Source organism: Streptomyces sp. ICN903, assembly GCF_022015835.1.
Classification (GTDB): domain Bacteria; phylum Actinomycetota; class Actinomycetes; order Streptomycetales; family Streptomycetaceae; genus Streptomyces; species Streptomyces fenghuangensis.
The window spans coordinates 1-11,442 of the sequence record NZ_JAKMAY010000190.1 but is presented as its reverse complement, the minus strand read 5'-3'; the positions used below and the strand labels follow the sequence as shown (position 1 = coordinate 11,442).

The window sequence follows — 11,442 nt, the reverse complement described above, 5'->3', positions numbered from 1 at the left end:
CCCCCGCGCCCATGGGCCCGCCGCCGGCGGCGGCTACAGTGAGCGGGCCAGTTCCGCCTGTGGTGGGACCACCAGAGCGAAAGGCCCGCCGAGGCGCCGCCGCGGCCCCTCCCCCCGAAGAAGGGAAAACCGTGATCACCTCGATCGTGCTCATCAGGACCAGCACCGACCGCATCCCGGAGATCGCCGAGCAGATCGCCGCGCTGGAGGGGGTCAGCGAGGTCTACTCGGTGACCGGCGCCCACGACCTGATCGCCATGGTGCGCGTGGCCCGGCACGACGATCTCGCGGAGGTCATCCCGGGCCGCATCAGCAAGGTTCCCGGTGTGGAGTCCACCGAGACCCACATCGCCTTCAGGACCTACTCCCAGCACGACCTGGAGGCCGCCTTCGCCATCGGGCTCGATTCCTGAGACCCGTGGGCCGCCGGAAGCGGCCGGTCGCGCGAGTCCCCGGCACGGCCCCGGCACACGCGGTGTGCCGGGGCCGTGCCGTGCCGTCCGCTCCTCCCGGCGGCCCGCCAGGGCCTCCACCGGGCTCCCCGCGGGGCCCGTGCCACCCCCGCGCTCCCGGGGGCGGGGGCGCGGCCTCAGGCGTTGCTGGCCGCCACCCAGCGCTCCAGCGCCGCCTTGGCCGCGCCGGAGTCGATGGAGTGGGCGGCCCGCTCCATGCCCGCGGCGATCTGCTCGGCCAACGGCGCCCCGGTGGGCTCCAGGGCGGCCAGGGCGGCCGCGGAGTTCAGCAGTACGGCGTCCCGCACCGGCCCCTTCTCCCCCTCCAGCAGCCGCCGGGCCACGTCCGCGTTGTGGGCGGCGTCCGCACCGCGCAGCGCCTCCAGCGGCACCAGGGTGATGCCGACGTCGCGCGGGTCGAAGGTCTCGGCGCGGACCTCGCCGCCCCTGACCACCCACACCGTCGAGGTGCCCGTCACCGTCAGCTCGTCCAGGCCGTCGTCGCCGCGGAAGACCAGCGCGGACGTGCCCCGCTCGGCGAGCACGCCCGCCATGATCGGCGCCATCCGGGCGTCGGCGACACCGGTGGCCTGGGCCTTCACCCGGGCCGGGTTGGTCAGGGGGCCGAGGAAGTTGAAGGTGGTCGCCACGCCCAGCTCCTTGCGGGCCGCGGCCACGTGGCGCAGCGCGGGGTGGAACCTCACCGCGAAGCAGAAGGTGATCCCGGCCTCGCTCGCGACCTCGGCGACCCGCTCGGGGGTGAGGTCCAGGTTGACGCCCAGCTTCTCCAGGACGTCCGAGGAGCCGGAGGCGCTGGAGGCCGCGCGGTTGCCGTGCTTGACCACGCGCGCGCCCGTACCGGCCACCACGATCGCGGACATCGTCGAGATGTTCACCGTTCTGGCCCGGTCGCCGCCGGTGCCGACGATGTCGACGGACGGGCCGGGCACCTCGATCACATTGGCGTGCGCGTACATCGCGCGGACCAGCCCGGTGACCTCGTCGACCGTCTCGCCCTTGGCGCGCAGCGCCACCGCGAACCCGGCGATCTGGGCGTCGGTCGCCTCGCCGCGCATGATCTGGTCCATCGCCCAGGCGGTGCTCCCGGCGGGCAGGTCCTCGCCGGCCAGCAGGGCGCTCAGCACGTCCGGCCAGGTACGCGCCGCCACGGTGTCGCCTCCGGTGGTCGTAGCAGCGCTCATGGGAATCACTCCTGGCGTGGTCGGATGCGGGGGCGGCCGGATCGGCTCGGCGGCCCGCGGCCAGCCTAGCGGCGCGCCGCGGCGTCCACGGCCGCTGCCCGCAGTCCGGACAGCCCCCGCGACGCCGAGGGCCCCGGCCCTCCCTCAAGGAGGACCGGGGCCCGGGGTGTGGCGACACCCGGTACCGGACTCGGACTCGGCGGCCGTGGCTCAGTGGCCGTGGCCGTGGCCGCTGGTGAGCTCCTTGAACTCCTCCGCGGTCGGCTTGGGGACCTGGCTGCCCTCGCCGTAGTAGCCCTGGCTGAGCCTGGCGCGGAGCTTCTGGACGGGGCCGATCTTGCGCCGTACGCCGTTCTCGTCCGTCTCCGGGCCGATCTCCAGCGGCTTGTACTGCTCGTGCGCGGTGAGCGTGTGCAGCTGCTCCTGGGAGAGCGGCTCGTGCACCTCGACGAACTCACCGTGCGGCAGCCGCTTGATGATGCCGCTCTCGCGGCCGTGCAGCACCTTCTCGCGGTCGCGCCGCTGCAGACCCAGGCAGATCCGCTTGGTGATGATGAAGACCACCACGGGCACCACGAAGAAGCCGATCCGGACGAACCAGGTGATGGCGTTGATCGACAGGTGGAAGTGGGTCGCCCACAGGTCGTTGCCGCCACCGACCAGCAGCAGGAAGTACAGGCTGATCCAGGCCGCGCCGAACGCGGTGCGCGTCGGGGCGTTGCGCGGGCGGTCCAGGATGTGGTGCTCGCGCTTGTCTCCGGTGATCCAGGACTCGATGAACGGGTACACCGCGATCGAGGTCAGGATCAGCGGGAAGATGACCACCAGCGGGATGGCCACGCCCAGGTTGAGGGTGTAGCCGCCGGGCAGCACCATCTCCCACGCGGGCATCGCGCGGATCAGTCCCTCGGAGAAGCCCATGTACCAGTCGGGCTGCGCGTTGGTGGACACCTGGTCCGGCCGGTACGGGCCCAGCACCCAGATCGGGTTGATGGTGAACGTCGCGGCGATGACCGAGATGACGCCGAAGACCAGGAAGAAGAAGCCTCCCGCCTTGGCCATGTAGACCGGCAGCAGCGGCATGCCGACGACGTTCTTCTCGGTCCGTCCGGGACCGGCGAACTGGGTGTGCTTGTGGTAGAAGACCAGGATCAGGTGGGCCACCACCAGGCCCAGCATGATGCCGGGCAGCAGCAGGACGTGGGCCACGAAGAACCTCGGGATGATGTCCGTTCCCGGGAACTCGCCGCCGAAGAGGAAGAAGGCGATGTAGGTGCCGACCACCGGCACGGACAGGACCGCGCCCTCCATGAACCGGATACCGGTGCCCGAGAGCAGGTCGTCCGGCAGGGAGTAGCCGGTGAAGCCGGTGAACATGCCCAGCACCAGCAGCAGGAAGCCGAACAGCCAGTTGATCTCGCGCGGCTTGCGGAACGCGCCGGTGAAGAAGACGCGCATCATGTGGACGAACATGCCCACCAGGAACACCAGCGCGGCCCAGTGGTGGATCTGCCGCATGAGCAGACCGCCGCGGACGTCGAAGCTGATGTCCAGGGTCGAGGCGTACGCCTGCGACATGTGCACACCCTGCATGGGCACGTAGGCGCCGTGGTACTCCACCTCGGCCATGCTCGGGTTGAAGAACAGCGTCAGGTAGACACCGGTCAGGATGATGATGATGAAGCTGTAGAGGCAGACCTCTCCGAGCATGAAGGACCAGTGGTCCGGAAAGATCTTCCGCATGTTGGCCTTGGCCAGGCTGTAGATGCCCAGCCGGCCGTCGGCCCAGTCCGCGACCCGCTCGCCGGCGGGCGCCTTGCCCCGGCGCTTCGGGGCGTCGCCTGCAGTACTCATCCGCGCTCCCAGAAGCTCGGGCCGACGGGCTCCGCGAAGTCGCCCTGCGCCTCGAGGTAGCCGTCTTCGTTGACACTGATCCGCAGCTGCGGCAGGGGGTGGCCGGCCGGGCCGAAGATCACACGCGCGCCGTCGGCCAGGTCGAACGTCGACTGGTGGCACGGGCACAGCACGTGGTGGGTCTGCTGCTCGTACAGGGTGACGGGGCAGCCGACGTGGGTGCAGATCCTGGAGTAGGCCACGATGCCCTCGTGGGACCAGTCCAGCTCCTGCTTGTCCTTGATGTCCTTCGGCTCCAGGCGCACCAGCATGACCGCGGCCTTGGCGATCTCCGCCATGAACTCGTGGGTGCCCTCCTCCAGCCCCTGGGGCTTGGCCATGACGAGGGAGCCGACGGTGATGTCCTCGGGACGCAGCGGCTCGTCGGTGTTCTGGTTGACGAGCAGCTTGCCCTTCTCCCAGGCGGTGTGGCGCAGCTTGTCCTCGGGCAGCGGGCCGAGGTCGCGCAGCAGCACCACGCCGGACAGCGGCACCACGGCCAGCGCGCCGAACATGGTGTTGCGGATCAGCTTGCGGCGGCCGAGCTGCGACTCCTTGGCGCCCTGGGCGAAGTCGGCCAGGACCTGCGTACGGGTCGGCTCGTCCGCCTCGATCGGGTGGCGCTCGCCGATCAGCTCGTGGTCCGACATCAGCGTGCGGGCCCAGTGGACCGCGCCGGCGCCGATGCAGAACAGGGCGATGCCCAGCGTCATGCCCAGCGAGAAGTTCAGGGCGCTGATCTCACCGAGCGGCCAGATGAAGACGTACTGGTCGATCGGGAAGATCACGTAGGAGGCGATGAAGCCGATGGTGGCCAGGATCGAGACCGTGAACAGCAGGGCGACGGTGCGCTCGGAACGCTTGGCGGCCCGCTCGTCGATGTCCTGTACACGCGGCTCGTGGGGCGGCAGCCCCGGGTCGGCGAACGGGTTCTGCGCCCTGGTCGCCGCCTCGCCGTGGGTGCTCTCGCGCCCTTCCGGCAGGTTCTCGTCTGGCACGTCGTGGGATCCGGTGTGGCTACTCATGACTTCCTGGCCTTGGCGGTACGCGCCGCGACCCACACGGCGACGCCGATCAGAAGAGCGAGGACGATCGTCCACGCGAACATGCCTTCGGCGACCGGGCCGAAGCCGCCCAGCTTGAAGCCGCCGGGAGACTTCTCGTCCTCACCCTGGACATCGTTGACGTAGGCGATGATCTCCCGCTTCTCCTTCTCGGGCAGCACCGAGTCGGGGAAGGCGGGCATGTTCTGCGGGCCGGTCAGCATCGCCTCGTAGATGTGCTTGTCGGAGACACCGTCGAGCGAGGGAGCGTACTTGCCGTTGGTGAGGGCGCCGCCCTCACCGGTGAAGTTGTGGCACTGCGCGCAGTTGGTGCGGAACAGCTCGCCGCCCGCGGCGCTGTTCGCACCCGCGGGGTCGTACTGCTCCTCGGTCGGGATGCTCGGACCGGGGCCCAGCGAGGCGACGTACGCCGCGAGCTGGTCGATCTGCGCCTGCGTGTAGACCTGCGGCTTCTTGGGCGCCTGGGCGCCCGGGGACTGGGCCGGCATGCGGCCGGTGCCCACCTGGAAGTCCACGGCCGCGGCGCCGACGCCCACGAGGCTGGGACCGTCACTCGTGCCCTGGCCGCCGGTTCCGTGGCAACTGGAGCAGCCGGTGGCGTAGAGCTTCTCGCCCTCCTCGATGGCGAGAGACTGCGAGGACGCGGCCGAGGTGTCGGCCTTCGCCTCGTCCGCGGGGGCGAACGCGGCGTACAGCCCCCCGGTGGCCGCCAGCGCGAAGAGTAGGACGACGAGCGCCGCCAGCGGATGGCGCCGTCGTGCGGAGAGCTTTTTCACGGATTACCCCGGTGTCAGGATCTTCTGCGTCGATGCTTCTGGCTGTACTGCCTGATCACTTGATCAGGTAGATGGTGGCGAAGAGGCCGATCCAGACGACATCGACGAAGTGCCAGTAATAGGACACCACGATGGCCGCGGTGGCCTGGTGGTGCGTGAAGCGCCGTGCCATGTACGTCCTGCCGAGGACGAACAGGAAGGCGATCAGGCCGCCCGTCACGTGGAGGCCGTGGAAGCCGGTGGTCAGGTAGAACGCCGACCCGTACGGCCCCGAGGAGATGGAGACGCCCTCGTGGACCAGCTCGGTGTACTCGAAGACCTGGCCGCCGATGAAGATCGCACCCATGACGAACGTGATCACGAACCACAGGCGCAGCCTCTTCACGTCACCGCGCTCGGCGGCGAAGACGCCGAGCTGGCAGGTCAGGGAGGAGAGCACCAGGATCGTGGTGTTCGTCGCCGCGAACGGGAGGTTCAGGATGTCCGCCCGTTCCGTCCAGTATTCGGCTCCCGTCACCGACCGGAGGGTGAAGTACATCGCGAAGAGGGCCGCGAAGAACATCAGCTCGGAACTCAACCAGATGATGGTCCCGACGCTGGTGAGGTTCGGCCTGTTGACCGACGGGTGCGCGTGCCCGGTATCTACTGCTGTTGCTGTCGCCACGCCGACATTATGTCGGTCGCTTATCCGGCCCTCACCTCGGGGGGTCCTGTTCGGTGTGTCAACCGCCCATGTCCTGCTCAGACGGCCCATCCCGGGGCCTTCCGGATCCCTGACGCGACGGGCCGGGACGGAGTAGCATCCGCCAACGACGGCATACGCGGCCCGCGGGTCCGTGGCTCCACGGACCCGCGGACCTCTGAGCCACCCCGAGACACCCCGAGACGCCCTTGGCGGGCGTCCCCGAGGACACGGAGGAACCATGCAGCCGACCGCCACGGTGCTGGTCTACAGCGACGACGCCAACACCCGCGAGCAGGTGCGGCTGGCCGCCGGGCGCCGACCGGCCGCCGACGTGCCGCGGGTCGAGTACGTGGAGTGCGCCACGCTTCCCGCCGTGCTCACGGCCCTGGAGGAGGGCGGCATCGACGTCTGCGTCCTGGACGGCGAGGCGGTGCCCGCCGGCGGGATGGGCGTGTGCCGCCAGATCAAGGACGAGATCTTCGACTGCCCGCCCGTCCTGCTGCTGATCGGCCGCCCGCAGGACGCCTGGCTGGCGACCTGGAGCCGGGCGGAGGCCGCCGTCGCGCACCCGGTGGACCCGGTGCTCCTGGCCGACGCCCTGGCCGGACTGCTGCGCCGCGACGAGCACGCGGCCGCCTGAGGGCCCGCCCGCGGGCAGGGGCCGCCGCCGGCACCCGGGGTGCCGGCGGCGGCCCCTGCCTCTTTCGGGTGATCTGTGTTCCTTCCGGGCCGGTCAGCTCAGTGCGCTGCCCTCGCGCCACTGCTCCCAGGAGAGGTTCCAGTCGCCGAGGCCGTTGCCGAAGGCCGGCATCCTCGGCCCGTCCCCTCCCACGTGCCGGACGATGTCGCCCTGGCGGACGTTGTCGAAGAACCAGCGGGCGTTCTCCGTGCTCATGCCCGTGCAGCCGTGGCTGACGTTGTCCCTGCCGTGGTGCGCCGCCGACCAGGGCGCGGCGTGGACGAACTCGCCGCTGTCGGTGAGCTGCACGGCCCACTGGACGTCCAGGTCGTAGGACTCCGCGCTGCCCGCCGGGATGCCGATGCTGGTGCCGGTCATGCGTACGGCGGCCTGCCGGCCGAGCACCACCTTGACGCCCTCGCGGGTGCGGAACCCGGGCTTGCCGGTGGTGACCGGGATGGACCGGACGGCCTCGCCGTTCCTCCTGACGGTCATCTTCGTGTCGTCGATGTCCACGACGGCCTCGACGCGGTCTCCGGTCCGGATGCGCACCGGTTCCGTCTTCCCGCCGCGCAGCCCGTTCCTGATCCACACACCCTCCAGGCTGCCGCGCACCTCGACGGTGGCGTGCGCGGGCCAGTAGGAGCGCGGGCGGTAGTGGAGCGTGCGGTCGTCCATCCAGCGCCAGGACCCCTCGACGGCGGGCGAGGACTCCACCGTCAGCGCGCGTTCCACGATCGCGCGCTGACGGGCGTCCCCGACCGGGCGGCTGAGTTCGGCGGTGATGGGCTGGCCGACGCCGTAGGTGCCGTTGTCCGGCCCGAGGTCCACCTCCAGCCCCTTGCCGCCGGTCGCCGGCCGGGTGGTGAGCTCGGCGGTGCGGCGGCCCTGGGAGCCGTCGCCGCGCTCGGTGCTGACGACGACGGTGTAGCGCATGCCCCCGGCCGGCGGGGTGTCGCTGCGCCAGCGGGAGCCGTCGGCGGTCAGCCCGCCCTCCAGGCGGCGGCCCGCCGCATCGACCGCGCGGACGTCCGTGATGCGGCTGCCGTCGCGGGCGGTGATCTCCAGGGGCTTGTCCGGGTCCGCGGCACGGCCGTCCTCGCCGGCGTTCAGCGAGACGTGCGCGGTGGCGTCGTAGGGGGCCGCGTCCTGAGGCCGCTCGGCGCTGCTGCACGCGGCGGGTCCCACCGCGAGCGGCGCGAGTACCAGGAAGCAGACCATTGCCGTCCTGCGTGATCCACGACTCATGCTGCCACGGTAGGAACGCTGCTCGGAACGGACGAGCCGGATACGTACGAACGGGTCATCTCCGGAGCGTGTCCGGAGATGACCCGTTCGTGAGGGGGTAGGGCTACTGGTTCCCTACCGGTTCACTGGTTCTGGTTCTCGCCGTGGTAGTACTCCAGGACCCAGCCGAAGAGGCCGATGAGCAGCAGCGGCGCGGAGATGTACACCAGCCACCAGCCGATGGCCACGCCGAGGAAGGCGAACGCCCCGCCCACGGCCAGGACGAGCGGCTGCCAGCTGTGCGGGCTGAAGAAGCCCAGCTCGCCGGCGTCGTCGGCGACGTCCGCGTCCTTGTTGTCCTGCGCCCCGGTGTCCACCCGCCTGGCGGTGAAGGCCAGGTAGTAGCCGACCATGATCGACAGGCCGAAGGCCATGAAGAGCGCGGTGGTGCCGACCGGCTCCTTGGCCCAGAAGCCGTAGATGACGGCGACGGCCAGGATGAAGACCGACAGCCAGATGAACATGCGTCCCTGGATCTTCACTTGCCGGCCTCCTTGGCACCGGAGAGGGCCGGGCCCTCGGGACCTTCGGTGTTCTCGAGCTGGTCGAGGGCCGCGATCTCCGGGTGGTGCAGGTCGAACGCCGGGGACTCGGAGCGGATCCGCGGCAGGGAGACGAAGTTGTGCCGCGGCGGCGGGCAGGAGGTCGCCCACTCCAGCGAGCGGCCGTAGCCCCACGGGTCGTCCACGGCGACCTTCGGCGCGTACTTCGCCGTCTTCCAGACGTTGTAGAAGAACGGCAGCAGCGACATGCCCAGCAGGAACGAGCTGATCGTCGAGACGGTGTTCAGCGCGGTGAAGCCGTCGGCCGCCAGGTAGTCGGGGTACCGGCGCGGCATGCCCTCCGCGCCCAGCCAGTGCTGGACCAGGAAGGTGCCGTGGAAGCCGATGAACAGCGTCCAGAAGGTGATCTTGCCGAGCCGCTCGTCGAGCATCTTCCCGGTGAACTTCGGCCACCAGAAGTGGAAGCCGGCGAACATCGCGAAGACGACCGTGCCGAAGACCACGTAGTGGAAGTGCGCCACCACGAAGTAGCTGTCGGAGACGTGGAAGTCCAGCGGCGGGGAGGCCAGGATGACGCCGGTCAGACCGCCGAAGAGGAAGGTGATCAGGAAGCCGATCGTCCACAGCATCGGCGTCTCGAAGCTCAGCGAGCCCTTCCACATCGTGCCCAGCCAGTTGAAGAACTTCACGCCGGTGGGCACCGCGATCAGGAACGTCATGAAGGCGAAGAACGGCAGCAGCACACCGCCGGTGACGTACATGTGGTGCGCCCACACGGTGATCGACAGACCCGCGATCGCGATCGTCGCGGCCACCAGGCCGATGTAGCCGAAGATCGGCTTGCGGCTGAAGACCGGGATGATCTCGGAGACGATGCCGAAGAACGGCAGCGCGATGATGTAGACCTCGGGGTGGCCGAAGAACCAGAACAGGTGCTGCCACAGCAGCGCGCCGCCGTTGGACGGGTCGAAGATGTGCGAGCCGAACTTGCGGTCGGCCTCCAGCGCGAAGAGCGCGGCGGCCAGCACCGGGAAGGCCAGCAGGACCAGGACACCGGTCAGCAGCACGTTCCAGGTGAAGATCGGCATCCGGAACATCGTCATGCCGGGGGCGCGCATGCAGATGATCGTGGTGATGAAGTTGACCGCGCCCAGGATCGTGCCGAAGCCGGAGAAGGCCAGGCCCATGATCCACATGTCGCCGCCGACACCGGGGCTGTGGACGGCGTCGCTCAGCGGGGTGTAGGCGAACCAGCCGAAGCTGGCGGCGCCGTTCGGGGTGAGGAAGCCGCCGACCGCGATCAGCGAGCCGAAGAGGTAGAGCCAGTAGGCGAACATGTTCAGCCGCGGGAAGGCCACGTCGGGCGCGCCGATCTGCAGCGGCATGATCCAGTTCGCGAAGCCGGCGAACAGCGGGGTGGCGAACATCAGCAGCATGATCGTGCCATGCATGGTGAACGCCTGGTTGAACTGCTCGTTCGACATGACCTGCAGGCCCGGACGGGCCAGCTCGGCACGCATGACCAGCGCCAGCACGCCGCCGATGCAGAAGAAGAAGAACGAGGTGACCAGGTAGAGCGTGCCGATCGTCTTGTGGTCGGTGGTGGTCAGCCACTGGATCACACGGTTGCCGCGCCGGCTGCGGCGCAGGGGCGCGGGGGTCGCCGCCGGCTGGTCCGACGTTGCGGCGGCACCCTGGGATTCGTTGAGGATGCTCACGGGTTACTGGCCTTCTCGTTCTTGGCGGGCTCCGCCCGCCGGGATGTAGCCGGTCTGGCCCTTCTCCGCCAGTTCCTCCAGGTGCTGCTGGTAGCGCTCCGGGGAGACGACCTTCACGTTGAACAGCATCCGGGCGTGGTCGACGCCGCACAGCTCGGCGCACTTGCCCAGGAAGGTGCCCTCCTTCTCGGGGGTCACCTCGAACTGGTTGGTGTGACCGGGGATGACGTCCTGCTTGAACAGGAACGGCACGACCCAGAAGGAGTGGATGACGTCGCGCGAGGTCAGGATGAACCGGACCTTCTCGCCCTTGGGCAGCCACAGCGTCGGGCCGGGGTTGCCGGTCTGCGGGTTCCGGTCGCCCGGCGTGCCCACCGTGTAGACGCCCTCGGCACCCTCCGGGACGGCCTTGAGCATGTCGGCGGGGATGCCGGAGAGCTCGTCGGCGTCCGTGTTGGACGTGGAGGCGTCGCCGTCCACGTCCTCCAGGTAGTTGAAGCCCCAGCTCCACTGGTAGCCGACCACGTTGATCACGTGGTCCGGCTTCTCGGAAAGCTCCAGGAGCTTGGTCTCGTCACGGGCCGTGAAGTAGAACAGCACCGAGATGATGATGAGCGGAACCACCGTGTACAACGCCTCGATGGGCATGTTGTACCGGGTCTGCGGAGGTACCTCGACCTTGGTCCTGGTACGCCGGTAGACGATGACGCACCACAGGATCAGGCCCCACACCAGGACGCCCACCGCGAGCGCTGCCGCCCACGAGCCCTGCCACAGGGAGAGGATCCGCGGCGCCTCCTCCGTGACCGGGGTGGGCATGCCGAGGCGGGGGAAGTCCTTGTATGTGCAACCGGTGGCGGTCGCCAGGACCAGGCCCGCAGCAAGCGCCTGCGGCAGCTTCCGCCGCATCGGGCGCCGCGACGAGCGGTCGGAGCCGTTGGGACTCACGTAGCGCCTTCCCGAGAGTCTCGCCCGCTCGGCCCGGGCTCGGCCGTGTGTGGTCGGGCGCCGGCCCTGGCGCGGGCAGGGGTTTGGATGTTTATGCGGACCAAACCCTACTGGACGCTATTTGGGGTCGCGCGGGGAGGGTGCCCAACGCGCCGCGCGGCCCTCCGATGGGGTGGAATCGGGGCCGGGACCGGGCCGGGACAGAGGCCGGTGCCGGGTCGGGGCGGAGAGGGGG

11 protein-coding genes are annotated in these 11,442 nt (G+C 69.8%); 2 read left to right on the top strand and 9 right to left on the bottom strand.

The window, feature by feature from the left end; translation table 11 throughout:
• The first annotated feature begins 131 nt into the window (after window positions 1–131).
• Window positions 132–413 (top strand): Lrp/AsnC family transcriptional regulator, encoded by a 282-nt coding sequence (locus L7D48_RS18970; RefSeq protein WP_093848456.1) that lies wholly within the window; start codon window positions 132–134, stop codon window positions 411–413.
• A gap of 176 nt (window positions 414–589) precedes the next feature.
• Here the strand turns inward: L7D48_RS18970 and trpD are convergent, their stop codons facing one another.
• The 5 genes from trpD to L7D48_RS18945 all read right to left on the bottom strand — a co-directional run bounded on the left by trpD (window position 590) and on the right by L7D48_RS18945 (window position 6,051).
• Window positions 590–1,654: an anthranilate phosphoribosyltransferase gene (trpD, locus tag L7D48_RS18965; RefSeq protein ID WP_237880655.1), complete on the bottom strand. Its 1,065-nt coding sequence runs from the start codon at window positions 1,652–1,654 to the stop codon at window positions 590–592.
• 210 nt (window positions 1,655–1,864) lie between these two features.
• Window positions 1,865–3,508 (bottom strand): ubiquinol-cytochrome c reductase cytochrome b subunit, encoded by a 1,644-nt coding sequence (locus L7D48_RS18960; protein ID WP_237880654.1) that lies wholly within the window; start codon window positions 3,506–3,508, stop codon window positions 1,865–1,867.
• Window positions 3,505–4,572, bottom strand: coding sequence for a ubiquinol-cytochrome c reductase iron-sulfur subunit (locus tag L7D48_RS18955; protein ID WP_237880653.1), 1,068 nt, complete (start codon window positions 4,570–4,572; stop codon window positions 3,505–3,507). Before L7D48_RS18955 ends, L7D48_RS18960 begins: the two co-directional genes overlap by 4 nt.
• The gene (locus tag L7D48_RS18950; RefSeq protein ID WP_237880652.1) at window positions 4,569–5,387 is read right to left on the bottom strand and encodes a c-type cytochrome; all 819 of its coding nucleotides are present in this window, start codon (window positions 5,385–5,387) and stop codon (window positions 4,569–4,571) included. Before L7D48_RS18950 ends, L7D48_RS18955 begins: the two co-directional genes overlap by 4 nt.
• Window positions 5,388–5,442: 55 nt before the next feature.
• A complete protein-coding gene (locus tag L7D48_RS18945) occupies window positions 5,443–6,051 on the bottom strand; it encodes a heme-copper oxidase subunit III (RefSeq protein WP_206346386.1) in 609 nt (202 codons plus the stop codon).
• Window positions 6,052–6,310: 259 nt separating this feature from the next.
• On the opposite strand from L7D48_RS18945, the gene L7D48_RS18940 reads away from it, so the two are divergent.
• Window positions 6,311–6,712 (top strand): hypothetical protein, encoded by a 402-nt coding sequence (locus tag L7D48_RS18940; RefSeq protein ID WP_206346385.1) that lies wholly within the window; start codon window positions 6,311–6,313, stop codon window positions 6,710–6,712.
• Window positions 6,713–6,805: 93 nt separating this feature from the next.
• On the opposite strand, the gene L7D48_RS18935 is transcribed toward L7D48_RS18940, so the two are convergent.
• The 4 genes from L7D48_RS18935 to coxB form a co-directional block, all read right to left on the bottom strand.
• Window positions 6,806–7,999, bottom strand: coding sequence for an Ig-like domain-containing protein (locus L7D48_RS18935; RefSeq protein WP_237880651.1), 1,194 nt, complete (start codon window positions 7,997–7,999; stop codon window positions 6,806–6,808).
• A gap of 122 nt (window positions 8,000–8,121) precedes the next feature.
• On the bottom strand, window positions 8,122–8,520 hold the full coding sequence (locus tag L7D48_RS18930; protein WP_237880650.1) for a cytochrome c oxidase subunit 4: 399 nt from the start codon (window positions 8,518–8,520) through the stop codon (window positions 8,122–8,124).
• On the bottom strand, window positions 8,517–10,259 hold the full coding sequence (gene ctaD, locus L7D48_RS18925; protein ID WP_237880649.1) for a cytochrome c oxidase subunit I: 1,743 nt from the start codon (window positions 10,257–10,259) through the stop codon (window positions 8,517–8,519). Before ctaD ends, L7D48_RS18930 begins: the two co-directional genes overlap by 4 nt.
• A 3-nt stretch (window positions 10,260–10,262) precedes the next feature.
• Window positions 10,263–11,207, bottom strand: a complete 945-nt coding sequence (gene coxB / locus L7D48_RS18920; RefSeq protein WP_237880648.1) for a cytochrome c oxidase subunit II — start codon at window positions 11,205–11,207, stop codon at window positions 10,263–10,265.
• Window positions 11,208–11,442: the final 235 nt, after the last annotated feature.